Raw genomic sequence first — 18,629 nt, 5'->3', positions numbered from 1 at the left:
CTTCAGGCTACCGGGCTGGGTAATTTTCCCGCCCAGTAAGCCTTAATGACCAGTTCAGCCCAAGATGCTGCCCAATGACAGTGCGACCGACATATCGCCTTCAATCTTGAGCTTGCCCATCATGAACGCCATCTGAGCATTTTGCTTGCCGGTTGCGATTTCCATGAAATCCGCCATTGTCACTTTAACGCTGCAAGCGGTGGGGCCATCTTCGTTGCTCACCACAACGGGTGACACGGTATCATCGATCCGCACGAGGCCGTCGGCGCCGAAATCGAACTTAACTGATTTTTTGAATTGGCCGCCAGCGCCGATGCGCTCGACCATGGTTTCGGTAATCTGTGCAAGGCTCATGCTATTTCCTTCCCCAATTAAAAAGGGCCGTCCCAAACGGGACGGCCCTTCCTAGTGCAATTCGACGAAAAGTCGAAATTACTTGGGCTCAGCCGGCGCAGCCGGAGCGGCAGCAGCGGCGTCAGCCGAAGCAGCAGCGGAATCGGCCGAAGCGGCAGCGGCATCAGCCGAGGCAGCGGCGTCAGCGGCCGGCGCCATGGCGTCAGCGGCCGGGGCCATGGCATCAGCAGCCGGAGCGGCTTCAGCGGCCGGAGCTTCAGCGGCCGGGGCTTCTTCAGCCTTCTTTTCGCCGCAAGCGACGACGAGGAGAGCGGCACCAGCAATGATCGAGGCAGTCTTCAGCTTTTCAACGATGGTCATTTTTCAAACTCCATGGACGGTATCGCCTGAACCCAGGACGAGTTGGGTTGGCTCGGCCTTAATCCCCCAACTAAGGTAGACTTTAGCGATACCCGCGAAATCCTGCAAGCGGGTCGTTGCAAAAGGCCGATTTCATGCGGCGAGACGTGCAAGCATGGCGGGCAGATGCCGGGCAAGCGCTCGATCGACGTCGGTCATTGTCGCACCACGGCCCAGCGCTGCCAGACTGGTAACGGGATCTGACAAACCGCACGGGATGATGCCATTGAAATCGTTGAGGTCAGGCGCGACATTGAGCGACATGCCGTGGAAGCTGACCCAGCGCTGCACGCGCACGCCGATCGCTGCAATCTTGGCCGGACCTGCAGCCGTATCCACCCAAACCCCCACCTTTCCCGGAATGATTCGCCCATCAACCCCGAAATCGTCCAGCGTTTTGATCAACCAGCTCTCCATGGCTGCGACAAATCGTCGAACATCACGGCCACGCGCAGCCAAATCCAGCATGACATAAGCCACCCGTTGGCCTGGCCCATGATAGGTGTAACGGCCGCCGCGACCTGCGATGAAGACCGGGAATCGTTCAGGATCAATTAGTTCCGCCGGGTCGGCACTGGTTCCAGCTGTATAAAGCGGCGGATGCTCGACCAACCAGATCCGTTCTGATTCGCCGCCCTCCCGAATGCTGACCGCCATCGCCTGCATCCGGGCCAATGCTGCCGGATAAGCCGTGAGACCGGGCGTCACCTCCCAGACCGGATCGATAAGGATCACAGGCCGGCAACGAAGGCCCTGAGATCTGCCAGAAACAGCTCGGGCTCCTCAAGGCTGGCGAAATGGCCGCCCCGTGGCATTGTCGTCCAGTGCGCGACATTATAACCGCGCTCGACCATGGCGCGCGGCGGAAATGCCAGTAGATCACGCGGGAAAGTGGCGACGCCCACGGGCACCTCGACGCGCCGGCCTTCCGGCATCGCGAACCCACCTTCGAGGAACATGCCGCGGTAGATCCACGTCGCCGTCAAGAAACTGCGCGTCGTGAGATAAATCATGATGTTGGTGAGCATTTGATCCATGGTGAAGGGTGGATCGGTATAGTGGCCTCGCCCGGCATCGCCTGAGCTCTTCGACCAGCCAACGAACTTCTCGGCAATCCAGGCCGCAACGCCCATCGGTGAATCCATCATGGCAAAACCAAGGCTTTGCGGCTTGGTGCCTTGCAACTGGAGATAGGCGGTTTCGGCGCTGCGCACTACTACTGCCTTTGCCATCCACGCCTGTTCTTCCGGCGTCTTGGCCAGCATGTCGGCACTGCGCAGGCCATAGCCGTTGAGGTGGATGGCCTCCACCCGCGCCGAATCGAGACCGATCCAGCCGCCAATGACGCACCCCCAATCGCCGCCTTGGTAAACGTAGCGCTCATAGCCGAGCGTTGCCATCAGCCTGTCGTAGCGGCGGGCGACTTCGCGCGGGCCGATCGGCGCACTCGGCCGATCCGACCAGGCATATCCCGGCAATGATGGGGCCACGACATGGAAGGCTGGAGCAGCCGGATCTTCCGGCTCGGCAAGCCGCTCCATGATCGCGTCGAATTCCAGAATTGACCCAGGCCAGCCGTGCGCGATCAGCAGCGGCTGGGCATCGGGCCGGCTGGAGCGCAGGTGAACGCAGTGAAGATGGAAGGGCTGGCCACCATCCTCGCCAACCACGACGCGCTGGTGCGGCAAGCGGTTCAGGTGGGCCACTGCTGCCGACCAATCGAATATGTTCAGCCAATATTCCTGCAAGCGCTGCATGTAATCGCGGTTGGCCCCGTGCTGCCAACCGGCGTTCGGCGGTTCCTCAAACCAGCGATAGGCGGCGACGCGGTCCCGAATCCAGGCAACTTCGGCCTCGTCCACCGGAATGGAGAACGAGCTGATGGTCATGCGGCCAGCCCCAGTTTGCGTTCCAGCTTCACGCGGCTGGCGATCATATCGGCCGCCTTTTCAGCGATCATGATGGTGGGGGCGTTGGTGTTGCCCGAAACCAGGAACGGCATCACGCTGGCATCGATCACGCGCAGACCTTCGACGCCGTTGACGCGCAATTGGCCATCGACCACCGCGCGCTCATCAACGCCCATGCGGCAGGTGCCGACCGGGTGATAAATGGTTTCGGCCCACCCACGCATTTTCTCGAGCAGGGCAGCGCGGTCGCTCACGACCGGCCCCGGCCACGCTTCGCCGTCGTTATAGGGCGCAAACGCCGGCTGCCGGCCGATTTCACGCGCCATTTCAACGCCGCGCAGCAGCGTTTCCACATCTTCGGGGGCGGATAGGTAGTTGGGATCAATGGCCGGCGGTGCCAGCGGATCCGCCGATTTCAGCCGGACGGTGCCGCGGCTTTCCGGGCGCAACTGGCATACGTGCACCTGATAGCCGTGGCGGCCATCCATTTCGCCGCGGCCATGCGGATTGCCGCGTACCGGCATGAAGTGCATCTGAATATCAGGCGCGGCCAAGCCTTCGCGGGTAGACAGGAACGCCCCCATCGGTGTGGGCATATGAGCGCCATTACCGGTGCGGGTGAACACCCATTTGCCCAATGCAATCATCTTGTTGATCAATTTGCTGTTGTTATTGAGCGTGACGGGCTGGCTGCAATGCCATTGCACGATCACATCCAGATGGTCTTGCAGATTGCCGCCCACATCAGGGCTGTCGGCAACCACCTCCACACCATATTGTTTCAGATGCTCAGCCGGACCGATGCCGGACAGCATTAGCAATTGCGGGCTGTTCACAGCGCCGCCGCACAGGATGATCTCCCGACCCATGGCAGTTTGCGCGGAATTGCCCCGCGCATATTCAACGCCAACCGCGCGCTTGCCTTCCAGCAGCACCCGCCGCGCCTGTACACCAGTGATGATCTGCAAATTTGATCGCCCGCGAACTTCAGCGGTGAGATAGGCCTTGGCAGCGGAGAAACGTTCGCCATCCTTGATGGTGGCGTCATACCGGCCAACACCTTCGAATTGTGGCCCGTTGAAATCGTCGGTGCGCTTGTAACCGGCCTGCACAGCCGATGCTTCGAAGGCCGCATTGAGCGGATTGGGCAGGGCGCCCTTGCGGCTGGTGTGCAGCGGGCCGCCGGCACCGTGAAAATCATCGCTGCCCCGTTCCGAATCCTCGGCCTTGCGGAAATAGGGCAGCACATCGTCCCAGCCCCAGCCCGTCAGACCCAATTGCGACCAACGATCATAATCGCTGGCATGGCCGCGAATATACACCATGCCGTTGATCGAGGATGAGCCGCCCAGCCCTCGGCCGCGCGGCCAGTACAGCGGGCGATTGCCGAGATGAGCCTGCGGCTCGGTCCAGAAACCCCAATCATAGGGGCTTGGCTTATCGGGAGGGATGATCTGCGCGATGCCGGCTGGCATCTGGATCAGCATGCTATTGTCATTACCGCCGGCTTCCAGCAGCGCCACCCGCGTGCCGGGATCGGCAGATAGCCGATTGGCCAGCGCGCAGCCGGCAGAACCAGCGCCGACGATGATGAAATCAAACGGTTCGCTCATGACCCAAATCCCAAGAATTTTGCTTCGAGCCACGCTAACCCGCTTATGAGTCGCGCGCAAACCGCCAGCTTGGGTAGGGGGAACGAGTGGATCAGGCCTGCACCAGTTCCGGCAGCGCGGCAGCATAGCGCGCGACATCGTCCATGCGCCCCGTCGACACGCGTGACCATTCGGGCCAGGCTGGCCCCCAGGCGCCGCGCACCAGGATGCCGCGCTGGGCCATGGCTGCGGCAAAGCGGTCGGCGTTGGCCACCTTCACGAACAGGAAGTTGGCCTGGCTGGGCAGGGCGATGGTGCCGGCGCGGGCCACGGCAGCTTGCAGCACGTGGCGCGCGGCGCTGATCTGGGCGCGGCTTTGCTGCTGGAACGCGGCATCATCCCATGCGGCGATCGCAGCGGCGAGGCCGGGCGCGTTGAGGCTGATCGTGAGGCGGTGCCGCTTCAGTTCGGCGGCGTTGGCAGGGGAAGCGACGGCATAGCCGATGCGCAGGCCAGCCATGCCGAACAGCTTGGAAAAAGTGCGGGTGACGATGATGTTTGCCCCAGACTGGACCAGTGGTAGCATGGTGGAAGTCGCTGGATCGTCGGCCAATTCCATATACGCCTCATCCACCAGCAACGTGACGCGCGGCGGCAGGCTGCGCGCAAACGCCAGCAGATCCGCCGCCGGCAGCATCATGCCAGTCGGATTGTTGGGATTGCACAGATAGATCATCGCCACATCCGGCGCGGCGGCGGCGCGGCCGAGTGCGCCCAGATCGATGCCCAGATCGGGCGCCATGGCGACGCGGCGATAGTTCAGACCCTGCGCTATCGGATAGAGCAAAGGCTCATCGAATTGCAGCGCCGGTACCAAAATGGTGCCGCGCCGCCCCCAAGCCAGTGCGGCGCTGGTGATGACTTCCGAACTGCCGTGGCCCAGTACGACATGCGCTGCGGGCACGCCCAGCCGTTTGCCGATCATCGCTGCCAGCAGGCCTTCGGCATCATCGGCATAATACCACGCCTGCCGCGCCAGATCGGCCATGGCCTGTAGCGCGGATGCCGGCGGCCCTAGCGGATTTTCATTGTATTTGAGATGCGCGATGCCCGGCGCTGGCGCAAAGCCGCTGGGATCGGTCAGCATCGGCCGGATCGTGATGGCGCGCGCGGGTGCGGCTGCACTTGCTGCTGCGGCCAGCCCCAGCCAGCCCCGTCGTGAAATGTCCATTCCCGTTCCCCCTCAGGCCGGATGCCAGCTCTTCAGCGGTGTCGCGGCATCAGCCAGCGCGGCCACCGGCACCGCCACGCCGCGCTCCACCAGCGCCTTGCCCTGCACATAGTCGCGAGCGGCGTTGACACAGTCCAGCGCGATGACGCGGCCCTCCTTCAGGTAAATCAGCGAGAAACTGCGCGTTGCCGGATCGCCGCGCAGCACCGTTTTGTCGTGGCCGTGGCTCAGCCCCATCGTCTGCAAGCGCAGGTCATACTGGTTTGACCAGAACCACGGCACCGCAAGATACGGCGCGGGATCGCCGGTGATGACCCGGGCCACCGTGGCCGCCATGTCTGCCGCGTTCTGCACCGATTCCAACCGAATTTCCGCGCCGCCGGCAAAGGCGTTGGCATGGAGCGCGCAATCGCCGATGGCGAACACATCTGGCAACGCGGTCCGGCAGTGATCGTCCACCAACACTCCGTTGCCGCCCTCGGCGCCGGCATCGAGCAGCGGCTGGACGGCAGGAACGATGCCGATGCCTACGATCACCACATCGGCGGTCATGTCCCGGCCATCCGCCAGCGTTGCCAATTTGGCGCCGCCCCCGACGTCTGCCAAAGCTACCACTTGCGCGCTCGTTTCGATGATAACGCCGTGGGCGGCGTGTTCGGCTTGGTAAAAGGCGGATAATTCCGGTCCCGCCACCCGCGCCAGCACGCGGTCCAGCGCCTCCAGAATTGTCACGCTGTGCCCTAGCTTGCTGAGCACGGCGGCGGATTCCAGCCCGATATAGCCGCCGCCCACAATCAACACGCGAGCTGGCAGCGCGCGCGATTGGGGCTTCAGATCGGCCTTGAGCGCATCGACATCGGCGCGGGTGCGGATCGCATGCAGGCCGGGCAGATCGTTGCCAGGGCAGCTCAGCCGCCGTGCATCACCGCCCGCCGCCCACACCAACTGGCCATAACCCACATCACCCGCGGTCGTTGTCAGCCGATGCGCGGCCGGATCCACGGCGATCACCTGCGTGTCCGTCAACACCTCGACATTGCGTTCGGCCCAGAACGAAGCCGGGCGCAGCAGCATGCGCTCGAAACTCTTCTCGCCGGCCAGATAGTCCTTCGACAGCGGCGGGCGTTCATAAGGCAGTTCGGGTTCGGCGGTGATGATGGCCATGCTGCCGGCAAAGCCGCGCTGGCGCAGCTGCGCCGCCTGTGCCGCCCCTCCGTGCCCGCCGCCCACAATCACCACATCAAAGCGCATCACGTCCTCCCGTATCGGCACTGGCATGCGGCAACGCTGCGGCCTTGCCAAGCCTGGTTGTTGCGGAAGAACCCCTTCACATCCGGGGAGCGCGCTGCCACATGACGTTCATGGATATGGCCAACCACCCCGACACCGCCGCCTACGGCCTGCTTGTACCGCGTTCGCCGCTGGTGCGCCGGCTGCTGGCGAAGAACCCGTCGCCATTTACCTTCACCGGCACCGGCACGTTTGTGGTGGGCGAGCCTGGCGGCACGGTGGCCGTGATCGATCCCGGCCCCGATGATCCGGCGCATATACGCGCGCTGATCGACGCGCTGGCCGGTCACACCGTTTCGCACATCGTCATCACCCACACCCACATGGATCATTCCCCCGCCGCCCCGGCGCTGAAAGCCGCGACCGGGGCACACATCGTCGGCTGCGCGCCGTTGGTGCTGAGCGAGGATGGCCCACGCGCCGATGCCGGCTTTGATGCCAGCTATGCTCCCGATACGGTAATGGCCGATGGCAACAGCGTTTCCGGCGGCCAAGGTGACGGGGCCTGGACCCTCACCGCCGTGGCGACGCCCGGTCATACCAGCAATCATCTGTGTTTTGCACTTCTGCAAGAAAAGGCGCTGTTCACCGGCGATCACGTCATGGGCTGGAGCACCACCGTGGTCGCGCCGCCCGATGGCGACATGGCGGATTACATGGCCAGCTTGCAGAAATTGCTGGGCCGCGACGACGCTATCTATCACCCCACCCACGGCGAAGCGGTCACCGAACCGCAGCGCTTCGTGAAGCACCTCCTCGGCCATCGCCGCCAGCGCGAGACGCAGGTGGTACGCGCGATTGGCGAAGGGTTGGTGACGGTTCCGCAGATGGTGGGGGCGATGTACGCCATGGTCGACAAACGCCTGCACCCCGCCGCCGGCCTCAGCGTGCTGGCGCATCTGATCGATCTGGAGCGGCGCGGGAAAGTGAGCCGCACCGGCGACAACTGGCACGTGTTGGGAGAAGCGTGATGGACGCGCTATTGAACCTGCTCGGTGGCGGCGTTGCCATCGATGTGAAGGCGGAGATCAACCGCCTGCGTAAGCAGCGTAACGCCGTCATCCTCGCGCATTATTATCAGGCGCCCGAAATCCAGGACATCGCCGATTTCGTCGGTGACAGCCTCGATTTGTCGCGCAAAGCAGCGGAAACCAGCGCCGACGTCATCGCGTTCTGCGGCGTCAAGTTCATGGCGGAGGTTGCCAAGATACTCAGCCCGCAAAAGACCGTGATCCTGCCCGATCTGAAGGCCGGTTGTTCGCTGGAAGACAGCTGCCCACCCGAATCCTTCGCCCGCTTCCGCCGCGCCCATCCGGATCATATCAGCCTCACCTACATCAACTGCTCGGCGGCGGTGAAGGCGGAGAGCGACATCATCGTAACGTCGAGCTCGGCCGAAAAAATCATCAATCAGCTGCCCGCCGATCAGAAGATCCTGTTCGCTCCCGACAAGCATCTGGGTGCCTGGCTGAACCGCAAGACCGGCCGCAACATGCTGTTGTGGGATGGCACCTGCATAGTGCATGAAAAGTTCTCGGTGACGGAATTGCTCAAGCTCAAGGCGCAGCACCCGGCGGCGCCCGTGCTGGCCCACCCAGAATGCCCGGCGCCCATACTTGAACTGGCGCATTATATCGGCGCCACCAGCGGCATCCTGAACTATGCCCTGAATTCGCCCGAGCCGACCGTTATCGTCGCCACCGAGCCCAACATCATCCACCAGATGCGCAAAGCCGCCCCGCACAAGACTTTCATCGGCGCCCCCGGCGCAGACGGCAATTGCGGCTGCAACATGTGCCCGTACATGGCGCTCAACACGATGGAAAAACTCTATCTGTCGCTGCGCGATCTGACGCCGCAGATCGAGGTCCCTGAAGATGTGCGGTTGCGCGCCAAGCGCAGCCTTGATCGCATGCTGGAAATGGCGGGCAATGTATCATCCGTGCCGGTGCGCGGTGATTGACGGTTTCGATATGGCAGCCTTCGTCGCTGCCACGTTGGCTGAAGACATGGGCACCGGCGGCGACATCACGTCGGCCGCCGTCATCCCGGCCCACGCGCAACTGACGGCGATCATGGACAGCCGCGATGGCGCGGTTCTGGCCGGGTTGCCGCTGGCGGCGGCTTTCTTCCGCGCGCTCGATCCTGCCTGCACCATCACCCTGCTGGCGGTCGATGGCGATGCCGTTCCGGCCGGCACCCATGTGATGCGCATCGCCGGCAACGCCCGCGCGCTGCTCACCGCCGAACGCTCGGCGCTCAACACCGTGCAGCATCTCACCGGCATCGCCACGCTTACTCGCGCCTATGTTGATGCCATCGCCGGCACCGGGGCGACCCTGCTCGACACCCGTAAAACCCTGCCCGGCCTGCGCGCGCTCGAAAAATATGCCACGCGGATGGGCGGCGCCACCAATCACCGCCTGCGGCTGGATGACGGCGTGATGATCAAGGACAATCACATCGCGGTGGCGGGCGGCGTGGAACCCGCGGTGCGCGCTGCCAAGGCGGCCGGGCTGACCGGCGTGGTGGTGGAGGTTGACCGCATCGACCAGATCGAGCCGGCATTGGCCGCCGGCGCCGATCGCCTGCTGCTCGACAATATGGACGTGCCTACGCTCAAAGCCGCCGTCGCCCTCATCGCCGGCCGCGTTCCCACCGAAGCCTCGGGCGGCGTCCGCCTCGACACCATCCGCGCCATCGCGCAAGCCGGTGTCACCTACATCAGCGTCGGCCGCATGACCCAAAGCGCGCCTGCGTCCGATATCGGCCTCGATTTCGCCTGACCCTCCCGCTATGCTGCTCACATGACACCGGAACCCAGCGATGGCCTTAGTCCCACCGATCGCGCTCGCGCGCTTGCCGCCTTCAGCGTTGTCGAGCGCGGGCTGCTGTTCCTCATCACCGTGCTCACCCTCGGCGCAGTCGCGCTCGAACTGGTGCGCGTCTGGCAGGCACAGAACATCAATCTCGCCGATATCTTGCTGATGTTCCTGTATACCGAAGTAATCGGTATGGTCGCAGCCTTCTATGCCAACAGCCAGGCGCCAGTGATCTATCCGATTTTCATTGCCATCACCGCGCTGGCGCGGCTGATCGTGCTGCAGGGCAAGGAAATGGCGCCGCAATCGATCATCTTCGAAGCCTCCGCCATCCTGCTGCTCGCGGTGGCGGCGACCATCCTGATCCGCTTCAGGTTGCCGCGCGGGTGAGGTGACGCCGCAATAATTTCAAGTTGCGGGTGTTTGACCGAAAGAAGAAATCGAACAGGTCGCCCGCCACCGGCACGCTGCCGATGACCGCATCCACGCCGACATTGCCGATCATGCGCAGCAGCGTGAAGCGCGGCAGGCCCAAATTGCGCGCCTCCCACACCACATACAGCCCCATCACGGCGGATGCGGCATCACCCACCCCCGGCACCAGGCCGATGATGGCATCAAGCCCGATGCGCCGCGAGAGGCCGGGAATACGGATCGCACCTTCCAGCAGGCGTTCCAGCCGTTCGATGCGCACCAGCGCTGATGCAGCATCGGTGCGGGGCAGGCGGGCGGTGACGGCATTGAATCGGGCTTGGTTCATGCCCGCCAATCTGGCCCCTGTGTTACAGCATTCAAGAGCGGATCAGATTTCGCCCTTCATCATTGCCGGCAGAGTAGCCTCATGGATGCGCTTCAGCTCGGCCAGTGTCACGCTGTCGCCGCCCAGCACCAGCGCGTCACCGCCAACCGTGCCGATGCGCACGGCGCCGGCGATGGCAACACTGGCTGGCGCGGTCACGAGGTAACGGCCCTGATCCTCGCCGAAAGCCGCCGCAGCGTCTAGCGCCAGTTCCAAAGTCGCCCCCAGCCCGCTTGCCATCGCCATTTCAGCCACGGCCACGGCAAGCCCGCCATCCGACAGATCGTGCACGGCGGTGACCGTGCCCGCTTCGATCAGCGCCGCCACTTGCTCGCCGGCCGCACGCTCGGCCACCAGATCGACCACCGGCGGCGGGCCATCCTCGCGGCCATGGCATTCGCGCAGCCACAGCGACTGGCCCAGATGCGTGCCCGCTCCGCCAATCAGCCAGATCACGTCACCTTCGGCTTTGAAGGCCAGGTCCATCTGCTTGTCATAGTCCACCAGCAGGCCCACGCCCCCGATGGCCGGCGTCGGCAGGATCGCGTTGCCGCCGCCAGTTGCCCTGCTCTCGTTGTAAAGGCTGACATTGCCAGACACGACCGGATAATCCAACGCCCGGCAAGCCTCGGCCATCCCTTCGATGCAGCCCACCAATTGCCCCATGATTACCGGGTTTTGCGGGCTCGCAAAATTCAGGCAGTTGGTGATCGCCAGCGGCTTGCCGCCCACGGCGATGATGTTGCGCCACGTCTCTGCCACCGCCTGCTTGCCGCCCTCATACGGATCGGCAAAGCAATAGCGCGGCGTGCAATCAGTGGCGATGGCCAGCGCCTTGCGGGTGCCGTGCACGCGCACCACCGCGGCATCACCGCCTGGCCGCTGCAACGTGTCGGCGCCGACTTGGCTGTCATATTGCTCCCAGATCCAGCGGCGCGAGCATAGATCGGCACTGCCGATCAGCGTCTTGAGGTCGCCCATGATGCTGGCGCTTTGCGGCACATCGGCTAGTGGTGCGCGCTTGGGCGTCGGCACGTGCGGACGGTCATATTTCGGCGCGGCATCGGCCAGCGGATCGAGCGGGATGCGGCCCACCATTTCGCCATGGAAGGTCATGGTCAGATCGCCGCCATCGACCACTTCTCCGATCACCGCGAAATCCAGTTCCCACTTCTTGAAAATCGCCTGCGCGAAAGCCTCGGCACCGGGCTTGAGCACCATCAGCATTCGCTCCTGCGATTCCGACAGCATCATTTCATACGGCGTCATGGCGGTTTCGCGGCACGGCACCTTGTCTAGGTCGAGGCGGATACCCACGCCGCCCTTGGATGCCATTTCCACCGCCGAGCTGGTCAGCCCGGCGGCGCCCATGTCCTGAATCGCCACGATCGCATCCGATGCCATCAGCTCCAGGCAGGCTTCGATCAGCAATTTTTCGGTGAACGGGTCGCCAACCTGCACGGTCGGGCGCTTTTCCTCGCTGTTTTCATCGAATTCGGCGCTGGCCATGGTGGCGCCGTGGATGCCGTCGCGCCCGGTTTTGCTGCCGACGTACACCACCGGATTGCCCACCCCGGCAGCGGCGGAATAAAAAATCTTGTCTGCTTTGGCGATGCCCACTGTCATCGCATTCACGATTATGTTGCCGTTGTAGCTCGGGTGGAAAATTGTCTCGCCGCCCACGGTAGGCACGCCGACGCAATTGCCATAACCGCCGATGCCGGCAACAACACCCTTCACTAGGTGGCGCATTTTGGGCGCATCGATGTCACCAAACCGCAGCGCGTTCAGATTGGCGATCGGGCGCGCGCCCATGGTGAACACGTCGCGCAAAATGCCGCCCACGCCGGTCGCCGCGCCCTGATAAGGCTCGATGAAACTGGGGTGATTGTGGCTTTCCATCTTAAAAATGGCGGCATCACCGTCACCAATGTCGATTACGCCGGCATTCTCGCCCGGGCCGCAAATCACCCACGGGGCTTGGGTCGGCAGCTTGGCCAAATGCATGCGGCTGGATTTATAGCTGCAATGCTCCGACCACATCACCGAAAAGATACCGAGTTCGAGCAGGTTGGGCTCGCGCCCCATCGCAGCAAGAACGCGGTCATATTCCTCTGGCGTGAAGCCATGAGTTGCGACTATTTCGGCGGTGATGCTGCTCATGGACGCGCGCATAGCCGGGCGGCGCGCATTTGTCATGCGGGCAAGCGGCAAATCTGTGCTGCCGCAGATGCCTGCCGGCTACCGGGGCGCTGTCCCATCTTCCGCAATCACCGCGCCCCCGCTATGACGCGGTGCAACAGATTGAAGGGCGGCCATGTCACGCACGCGCGCAGACGGGAAAAAAACGCAGATTGTCGTCGTTGGCGGCGGTGCCGGCGGTCTTGAGCTGGTGACCAAACTTGGCGCGCATTTCCCGCGCGATGATTTCGATATCATCCTCGTCGATCGCAACCCCACCCACATATGGAAGCCGCTTCTGCACGAAGTTGCCGCCGGCAGCCTTGATGCCAATCTCGATGAGGTCGGCTATCGCGGCCACGCCTATCGCTGGGGCTACCGCTATTTCGACGGCGCTCTCGAAGCCATCGACCGCGAAGCCAAGCAGGTGGTCATCGCGCCGATCAAGGATGAAGACGGCAGCGAAGTGATCGGCCGCCACCGTATCCGTTATGATTATCTGGTGCTCGCGGTTGGCAGCGTATCCAATGATTTCGGCATCACCGGCGTGAAAGACCATTGCCTCGCGCTTGAAACCCGCATCGATGCCGATCGTTTCCGCCGTAAATTGCTCAACCAGTGCCTGCGCGTGTCGCGCGCAATGGTGGCCGATGCGAGCAGTGACGCCACGGTGAAAGTGGTGATCGTCGGCGGCGGCGCCACCGGCGTCGAACTGGCGGCGGAACTGTATTCCGCCGCCGATGCGCTGGGCTTTTATGGCCTTGAAGTGTTTGACGGCAAGCGGCTCGAAGTGGTGCTGCTCGAAGCCGGGCCGCGCATCCTGCCGCTGCTGCCGGAAAAACTGGCGGCGGCCGCGCATGCCGAACTGGAAAATCTTGGCGTCAGGGTGCTTGCCAATACCCAAGTGGTGGCAGCCACGCCCGATGCCATTCACGTGAAGGATGGCACCATCATCCCGGCCGATATCAAGGTGTGGGCGGCGGGCGTGAAGGGTGCCGATTTCCTCAGTGGGATCGGCGGCCTGGAAAACGCGCGCACCAACCAGCTACTGGTGCGTGACACGCTGCAATCGACGCTTGACGACAACATTTTCGCCATCGGTGATTGTGCCAGCTACACGCCGCCCGGCGAAGCGCGGCCGATCCCGCCGCGCGCTCAGGCCGCGCACCAGATGGCGCTAACGGTGTTTGCCAACATAAAGGCGTCCGTCGCCGGCAAGCCACTCAAAGCTTTCATCTATCAGGATAATGGAGCGCTGGTGAATCTGGCGCGCTATTCCACCGTAGGCAGTTTGATGGGCAATCTGGTCGGCGGCAAGATGGCCATCGAAGGCCGGCTGGCACGCTTTGTCTACACATCGCTTTACCGGATGCACCTGATCGCCATTCACGGTTGGCTGAAGGGCCTGTTCCTGATCCTCATGGGTCATGTGAACCAGGTGGTGCGGCCAAAGCTCAAGCTGCACTGAGGTTCGCGAACCCGCTCGGCACCAACTGGTGACGGTGCGGATAAACGTCGTTGGAGAGGCAGCAAAAAGCGCGGCCACCGTTTCCGACAGCCGCGCAATTTGTCGTTGCATGGTCAAGTTCAGGCAGCAACCGTGCGGCGACGCCGGCGCATTGCAGCACCAGTCAGGCCAAAGCCGGCGATCAACATCGCCCAGCTCGACGGTTCCGGCACGCCCAGATCATAGCCCATGGTATCGAAAGCAATCAGATCAAAGCGCGAGATCTGCATGAACGGCCGGATGCCGCCCGGGCCGGTCGCCGTCGGATCCATGATGCCCAGCGGCAGGTTGCCGGTGATGATGTCGTCCTGCCAGTGGCTGGCTTGGCGGCCATCGCCATTGAACCTGCCGGTGGACAGGCTGGCGAGGCAGCTCTGGCCGGCATTGACCGAGAAGCACGAAGTGCCGCCAATAGACCAATCCAGCGTGGGGCTGCCGCCGAAGCTGCCATACCGCTGCAGGTCAAGCACTGTTCCCCAGGCGATATTGTTGAGACCGCGGGCGCCGTTGGGCCCAGCACGGTTTGGCAAGGCGTTGGCATCGGCCAGATCGACGCCCGACCGGAAACCCAATGCGTGGCCAATTTCATGAGCGGCAACACCAACGAAATCGAAGGAACCGGGCGTGATGCCGTCAGTCGGATCGAAATCCCACGTAAAATCAGTGCTGAACGATACCGATCCGTCGCGGCCGTTGGGGTTGCTGTTTACGTTGTACACCGGAGCCAAGCCCAGTGCCTTCACCTGCGCGGTGTTGATGTTGATGTTATTGTTATCGAAACTGTTGTTGTTGTCGAGGAAACGCAGGCGCGAATCAATGGCGCCAGCCAACGGCGGTTCGTTGGAGATGAACGACAGCGGACCGGTTTGCAGGGAGCCAACGGCGCGGCCATCCCAAAACGAGGTTGCGTCGGCTGCGAGCAAGCCGCGCAGTCCGGTATAATTGACCGTGTTGGTGGTCGAACCAGTCGATCCCAAGACACCCGGGTTAAGCGCGGCAAAGCGCACGTCGAGCCTGATGCTGATCGGGTCCTTCAATACCTTGGACCACATGCCAGCGGCCATCTGAAATCCCGCGAGCGCCTGGGTGCCGGCGCCAACGCCGCCCAGATCGTTCAAGATGAACGTCATCCCCGGTGAAGACTGGCTGGCAGCATTTGCCGACAGCTGACGGGAGTTAACGGTGAGAGTACCCTGATGCTCGGTGAACTGGTGTCCGCAGGTCGTGGTGTGCTGATGGCCTTGCGCAAGCGCGGATGCAGGAAGAGCAGCTGCAAGCGCAGCAGCAGCGATCGAACGATAAATCATGGGGCCCCCCAAAAGATACTTTTACAGAATTTCTCGCTTAGATGCACATTATGGCAGCTGCAACGGTAAAATTAAGTTGAAAATAATAAGTTCATCATAAACCGTATAGCCCTCAGGCGCGCCATCAACCGATCATTCGTGGAACTCCGCCAGCTCCGGGATTCGCGTGAAGGCGATCGCCGGCCCGCGTGACCGGGTGGCACCGTCGGCATCGTGGCCCAGCGTCACCGCATCGCGGCCGAAACGCTGGTTCATCTTGTCCATCGCCGCGCTCAGCGCCAGCCGCCGCTGGTCGGTTCGCGCGCCCAGCAGCGCATCGCCATCCAACAGGTCAGCCTGCGCGCTGCTGGCTGCCGATAATTCGGCCAGCACCACACCCACTTGGAGCAGCCGGCGGTGCGGGAATTCGGCAGCCATGCGCGCCCACAGGCCCTCCACGGCTTCGACCAGGCTGATCGAATCCATCACTTGCGGCAGCTTCACCCCGGCTTTCCACTTGGTGCCGCGCGCCTCGCCCTTCACGAACAGGCCCAGCCAGCCGGCGCGGCTATCGGCGCGGCGCAGGCGGGTGCCGGCCTTCATCGCCAGCCGGCGCGCCACCAGCCGGGCGATGGGCAGGGGGCGTTTTTCCGGCCCCAGCACATGGCTGTGCCCGATGCTGCGCCGAACGGTGGGCACATCAGCCACTTCATGGCCCTGCAGCAGCCGGTGCAGCCGTTCGCCCCACACGCTGCCCCACGCGTGTTTCGCCTCGCCGGCGCTCATCGCCAGCAATTGCGCCATCGTCACCAGCCCGGCGGCGGCCAGCCGCTTTTCCATCGCGCGGCCCACGCCCGGAATGTCCGAAAGCGGCAACCGCTCCAGCCGGGCGCGGCGCACCTCGTCGGTCAGGATGGTCAGCCCGTCGGGCTTCTTCATGTCGGCTGCCATCTTGGCCAGCAGCCGATTGGATGCAACGCCAATGGAGGCCGTGAGGCACGTTCCCACATTGGCGGCCAGCCCGGCCTTGATCGCCGCTGCGAGGTCGGCGGCCGCAGCTGGGCTGTTTTCATTGTCCATCAGGCGGCACGCCACCTCGTCGATGGAACACACGTTGGTTACCGGCACGTGCCGGTTCACTTCCTCGATCATCTTGTGGTGAAAGCGCACATACTCATCATGCCGGCCCGGCACGACCACCAAGTCGCGGCACAGGGCCTTGGCCTCCCAGATCTTCGTCCCCGTGCGGATGCCATAGGCCTTGGCCTCATAGCTGGCCGCAATCGCGCTGGTGCTGTCGGTCATCACCGGCGCCACCACCACGGGCCGGCCGCGCAGTTCCGGATTCAGTTGCTGCTCAACGCTGGCGAAATAGCTGTTGAGATCAAGATAGAGCCAGCGCAAGGGCAACGAATCGGCCATGCACCATCCATAGCATAAACAGAACAAATAAAGAACAAATTTACTGCGTCATCCGGCACCTTCCGCGCACGCAACCAGCATGTATGCTACCGCTCATGTCGACCGATCCCGATACCCGCGCCCTGCTGGCGCAAGCCGCGGCACACGAACCTGCCGGCATCAGCGCCGTTTCCGCCGATGCGCTCGGCGGCCGACAATTGCGCTATTATGATTTCTGCATGGCGGCCTTTGCCGTCATCCTGATTTGCTCCAATCTGATCGGCGCCGGCAAACAGGCCGCGATCACCCTGCCGTGGAGCGCGGAACCGCTCATTTTCGGCGCCGGCATCCTGTTTTTCCCGCTGGGCTATGTGCTCGGCGACGTTCTCACCGAAGTCTATGGCTATGCCCGTGCCCGCCGCGTGGTGTGGGTGGGCTTTGCTGCATCTGCCTTCACCGCCCTGATGTGCGCAGTGGTCGTCGCCATGCCGCCGGCGCCGGGGTGGGGCGGGCAGGAAACGCTCGCCGCCGTGTTCGGGCAGACGCCCCGCATCTTCATCGCATCGATTCTGGCGTTCTGGGCCGGCGAATTCACCAACAGCTTCGTGCTGGCGCGGCTGAAACTGCTCACCCAGGGCCGCCACCTGTGGATGCGCACCATCGGTTCAACCGTGGTGGGGCAGGGGGTGGACAGCCTGATTTTCTACCCGCTCGCCTTCCTCGGCCAGGCTGATTGGCCAATTGAACGCGTGGCTCTGATCGCCGCCACCAATTATGTGCTCAAAGTACTATGGGAAGTGGTGCTCACCCCCGTCACCTATGCCGTTGTCGGCTGGTTCAAGCGGGTGGAGGGCGTGGATGTCTATGACACCAACACCGATTTCACCCCGTTCAAGACGCGGGTTTAAAGCGGCAGCCGCTGCAAATCGCGGCCCACGACGATCCGCCCGGCAAAGGCCTTGGCCGCCGCGCCCTGCCACATTTCATCGGTCACGCTGGCATCGCCGCCCGGCACGAAATGGCTGAGCACCAGCGTCTTCACCCCCGCCGCCGCCGCAATCTCGCCGGCCTGTTCCACCAGCGTGTGGCTGGCCAACAGATGCGCCCGCAAACTCGGCGCGTTCGATTCCGATGCGATCAGCCGCTCCATCGCCGGCAAATACATCACCTCGTGCACCAGCACATCAGCCCCGCGCGCCAGATCAATCAGCGCCTGGCACGGCCGCGTATCGCCCGACCACACCACAGATTTTCCCGCCCAATCAAAACGATAGGCAAACGAGTCAACCAACGGCGGATGCTCCACCCGCGCCGCCGTCACCCTCAGCCCGCCCGCGTCCATCAGCACAATCTGCTGAGCCTTGGGCTGCACCTCCTCCACCCGCAGCAGCCTGCGCAAATCCGGCCGCCCCTCATCCGCCATGCGCGTCTCGATATCCACCCGCGCAAACCGCAACCAATCCCGCGCCATCCGCCCCATGCCCCGCGGCCCATGCACCGTCACCGGCGTCGTCAACGCCCCACTCCACGCCAGCCACGGCAGGGTGAAGGCATCCGCCACATGATCATTGTGCAAATGCGTGATCCACACATGCGCGAGGGCTTTGAGCGGCAACCCCGCCAACACCGCCTGCCGCGCCACCCCGTTGCCGGCATCAACGATGTGCAACTGCCCGTTGATGACAAGCGCCATCCCCGGCGCCGCCCGCAACGCCTTCGGAGTCGGCCCACCACCAGTGCCGAGCAGCACCAGCTGATCGGGCAGCGGCCGGGCGGCGAGTTGGCGCGGCACCAGCGCGGCAGCGGATGCCATGGCGAGCAATTGTCGGCGTGTGTGCATGGTGGAGCCTCCCGGTA

General features: G+C 63.4%; 18 protein-coding genes. 6 read left to right on the top strand and 12 right to left on the bottom strand.

Going from position 1 to position 18,629, the window contains the following annotated elements; translation table 11 throughout:
- Positions 1 to 54 precede the first annotated feature (54 nt).
- The 7 genes from ACESL8_RS06840 to ACESL8_RS06810 all read right to left on the bottom strand — a co-directional run bounded on the left by ACESL8_RS06840 (position 55) and on the right by ACESL8_RS06810 (position 6,737).
- Positions 55 to 354, bottom strand: coding sequence for an SCP2 sterol-binding domain-containing protein (locus tag ACESL8_RS06840; protein ID WP_372917160.1), 300 nt, complete (start codon positions 352 to 354; stop codon positions 55 to 57).
- Between the two features lie 78 nt (positions 355 to 432).
- Positions 433 to 714 (bottom strand): hypothetical protein, encoded by a 282-nt coding sequence (locus tag ACESL8_RS06835; RefSeq protein ID WP_372917158.1) that lies wholly within the window; start codon positions 712 to 714, stop codon positions 433 to 435.
- Positions 715 to 846: 132 nt separating this feature from the next.
- Entirely contained in the window at positions 847 to 1,488 is a 642-nt protein-coding gene (gene lipB, locus ACESL8_RS06830; RefSeq protein ID WP_372917156.1) for a lipoyl(octanoyl) transferase LipB, read from the bottom strand.
- Positions 1,485 to 2,642, bottom strand: a complete 1,158-nt coding sequence (locus tag ACESL8_RS06825; protein WP_372917154.1) for an epoxide hydrolase family protein — start codon at positions 2,640 to 2,642, stop codon at positions 1,485 to 1,487. The genes lipB and ACESL8_RS06825 overlap by 4 nt, the downstream gene beginning before the upstream one ends.
- On the bottom strand, positions 2,639 to 4,276 hold the full coding sequence (locus tag ACESL8_RS06820) for a GMC family oxidoreductase (RefSeq protein ID WP_372917152.1): 1,638 nt from the start codon (positions 4,274 to 4,276) through the stop codon (positions 2,639 to 2,641). Before ACESL8_RS06820 ends, ACESL8_RS06825 begins: the two co-directional genes overlap by 4 nt.
- Before the next feature lie 91 nt (positions 4,277 to 4,367).
- The gene (locus tag ACESL8_RS06815) at positions 4,368 to 5,486 is read right to left on the bottom strand and encodes a histidinol-phosphate transaminase (RefSeq protein ID WP_372917150.1); all 1,119 of its coding nucleotides are present in this window, start codon (positions 5,484 to 5,486) and stop codon (positions 4,368 to 4,370) included.
- Positions 5,487 to 5,498: 12 nt separating this feature from the next.
- Complete coding sequence (locus tag ACESL8_RS06810) at positions 5,499 to 6,737, bottom strand: NAD(P)/FAD-dependent oxidoreductase (RefSeq protein ID WP_372917200.1); 1,239 nt, start codon at positions 6,735 to 6,737, stop codon at positions 5,499 to 5,501.
- Between the two features lie 110 nt (positions 6,738 to 6,847).
- On the opposite strand from ACESL8_RS06810, the gene ACESL8_RS06805 reads away from it, so the two are divergent.
- Genes ACESL8_RS06805 through ACESL8_RS06790 form a run of 4 tightly spaced genes read left to right on the top strand, consistent with a single transcriptional unit; the run spans position 6,848 to position 9,988 of the window.
- The gene (locus ACESL8_RS06805; RefSeq protein WP_372917198.1) at positions 6,848 to 7,747 is read left to right on the top strand and encodes an MBL fold metallo-hydrolase; all 900 of its coding nucleotides are present in this window, start codon (positions 6,848 to 6,850) and stop codon (positions 7,745 to 7,747) included.
- A complete protein-coding gene (gene nadA / locus ACESL8_RS06800) occupies positions 7,747 to 8,739 on the top strand; it encodes a quinolinate synthase NadA (RefSeq protein WP_372917148.1) in 993 nt (330 codons plus the stop codon). Before ACESL8_RS06805 ends, nadA begins: the two co-directional genes overlap by 1 nt.
- Before the next feature lie 10 nt (positions 8,740 to 8,749).
- Positions 8,750 to 9,562, top strand: a complete 813-nt coding sequence (gene nadC, locus ACESL8_RS06795; protein WP_372917196.1) for a carboxylating nicotinate-nucleotide diphosphorylase — start codon at positions 8,750 to 8,752, stop codon at positions 9,560 to 9,562.
- A gap of 21 nt (positions 9,563 to 9,583) precedes the next feature.
- Positions 9,584 to 9,988 (top strand): phosphate-starvation-inducible protein PsiE, encoded by a 405-nt coding sequence (locus ACESL8_RS06790; protein ID WP_372917146.1) that lies wholly within the window; start codon positions 9,584 to 9,586, stop codon positions 9,986 to 9,988.
- Here the strand turns inward: ACESL8_RS06790 and ACESL8_RS06785 are convergent.
- Together ACESL8_RS06785 and purL are read right to left on the bottom strand one after the other, a co-directional pair.
- Positions 9,969 to 10,358 carry a DUF4112 domain-containing protein gene (locus ACESL8_RS06785; protein WP_372917144.1) on the bottom strand — a complete coding sequence of 130 codons (390 nt, stop codon included), beginning with the start codon at positions 10,356 to 10,358 and terminating at the stop codon, positions 9,969 to 9,971. The two genes, ACESL8_RS06790 and ACESL8_RS06785, sit on opposite strands and share 20 nt — an antisense overlap.
- 42 nt (positions 10,359 to 10,400) lie before the next feature.
- A complete protein-coding gene (gene purL / locus ACESL8_RS06780) occupies positions 10,401 to 12,560 on the bottom strand; it encodes a phosphoribosylformylglycinamidine synthase subunit PurL (protein ID WP_372917142.1) in 2,160 nt (719 codons plus the stop codon).
- 154 nt (positions 12,561 to 12,714) lie between these two features.
- Between purL and ACESL8_RS06775 the strand changes: the two genes are divergently transcribed.
- Positions 12,715 to 14,046 carry an NAD(P)/FAD-dependent oxidoreductase gene (locus ACESL8_RS06775; RefSeq protein ID WP_372917140.1) on the top strand — a complete coding sequence of 444 codons (1,332 nt, stop codon included), beginning with the start codon at positions 12,715 to 12,717 and terminating at the stop codon, positions 14,044 to 14,046.
- A 119-nt stretch (positions 14,047 to 14,165) separates the two neighbouring features.
- Here ACESL8_RS06775 and ACESL8_RS06770 read toward each other — a convergent pair whose 3' ends face one another.
- Together ACESL8_RS06770 and ACESL8_RS06765 are read right to left on the bottom strand one after the other, a co-directional pair.
- Positions 14,166 to 15,215 (bottom strand): NF038122 family metalloprotease, encoded by a 1,050-nt coding sequence (locus tag ACESL8_RS06770; RefSeq protein WP_372917138.1) that lies wholly within the window; start codon positions 15,213 to 15,215, stop codon positions 14,166 to 14,168.
- Between the two features lie 309 nt (positions 15,216 to 15,524).
- Positions 15,525 to 16,793 (bottom strand): type VI secretion protein ImpB, encoded by a 1,269-nt coding sequence (locus tag ACESL8_RS06765; protein WP_372917136.1) that lies wholly within the window; start codon positions 16,791 to 16,793, stop codon positions 15,525 to 15,527.
- A 95-nt stretch (positions 16,794 to 16,888) separates the two neighbouring features.
- Here ACESL8_RS06765 and ACESL8_RS06760 point away from each other — a divergent pair, with 95 nt between their 5' ends.
- Complete coding sequence (locus tag ACESL8_RS06760) at positions 16,889 to 17,680, top strand: queuosine precursor transporter (protein WP_372917134.1); 792 nt, start codon at positions 16,889 to 16,891, stop codon at positions 17,678 to 17,680.
- Here the strand turns inward: ACESL8_RS06760 and ACESL8_RS06755 are convergent.
- The coding region (locus ACESL8_RS06755; protein ID WP_372917132.1) for an MBL fold metallo-hydrolase at positions 17,677 to 18,629 on the bottom strand (953 nt) is incomplete at its 5' end. The genes ACESL8_RS06760 and ACESL8_RS06755 overlap by 4 nt on opposite strands.

The organism is Sandarakinorhabdus sp. (assembly GCF_041689835.1).
In the GTDB taxonomy this organism is placed as follows: Bacteria; Pseudomonadota; Alphaproteobacteria; order Sphingomonadales; family Sphingomonadaceae; genus Sandarakinorhabdus.
Note: the sequence above shows the minus strand (reverse complement) of the source record. Positions and strands in the feature narration are given on the sequence as shown.

Bases quoted from the DNA above. Each gene is read 5' to 3' on its own strand.
- ACESL8_RS06815 (WP_372917150.1), bottom strand. From the start codon at position 5,486: ATGGACATTTCACGACGGGGCTGGCTGGGGCTGGCCGCAGCAGCAAGT.
- ACESL8_RS06775 (WP_372917140.1), top strand. From the start codon at position 12,715: ATGTCACGCACGCGCGCAGACGGGAAAAAAACGCAGATTGTCGTCGTT.
- nadA (WP_372917148.1), top strand. From the start codon at position 7,747: ATGGACGCGCTATTGAACCTGCTCGGTGGCGGCGTTGCCATCGATGTG.
- ACESL8_RS06820 (WP_372917152.1), bottom strand. From the start codon at position 4,276: ATGAGCGAACCGTTTGATTTCATCATCGTCGGCGCTGGTTCTGCCGGC.
- ACESL8_RS06765 (WP_372917136.1), bottom strand. From the start codon at position 16,793: ATGGCCGATTCGTTGCCCTTGCGCTGGCTCTATCTTGATCTCAACAGC.
- ACESL8_RS06760 (WP_372917134.1), top strand. From the start codon at position 16,889: ATGTCGACCGATCCCGATACCCGCGCCCTGCTGGCGCAAGCCGCGGCA.
- nadC (WP_372917196.1), top strand. From the start codon at position 8,750: ATGGCAGCCTTCGTCGCTGCCACGTTGGCTGAAGACATGGGCACCGGC.
- ACESL8_RS06835 (WP_372917158.1), bottom strand. From the start codon at position 714: ATGACCATCGTTGAAAAGCTGAAGACTGCCTCGATCATTGCTGGTGCC.
- ACESL8_RS06790 (WP_372917146.1), top strand. From the start codon at position 9,584: ATGACACCGGAACCCAGCGATGGCCTTAGTCCCACCGATCGCGCTCGC.
- ACESL8_RS06810 (WP_372917200.1), bottom strand. From the start codon at position 6,737: ATGCGCTTTGATGTGGTGATTGTGGGCGGCGGGCACGGAGGGGCGGCA.
- purL (WP_372917142.1), bottom strand. From the start codon at position 12,560: ATGAGCAGCATCACCGCCGAAATAGTCGCAACTCATGGCTTCACGCCA.
- ACESL8_RS06785 (WP_372917144.1), bottom strand. From the start codon at position 10,358: ATGAACCAAGCCCGATTCAATGCCGTCACCGCCCGCCTGCCCCGCACC.
- ACESL8_RS06770 (WP_372917138.1), bottom strand. From the start codon at position 15,215: ATGACGTTCATCTTGAACGATCTGGGCGGCGTTGGCGCCGGCACCCAG.
- ACESL8_RS06840 (WP_372917160.1), bottom strand. From the start codon at position 354: ATGAGCCTTGCACAGATTACCGAAACCATGGTCGAGCGCATCGGCGCT.
- ACESL8_RS06825 (WP_372917154.1), bottom strand. From the start codon at position 2,642: ATGACCATCAGCTCGTTCTCCATTCCGGTGGACGAGGCCGAAGTTGCC.
- ACESL8_RS06805 (WP_372917198.1), top strand. From the start codon at position 6,848: ATGGATATGGCCAACCACCCCGACACCGCCGCCTACGGCCTGCTTGTA.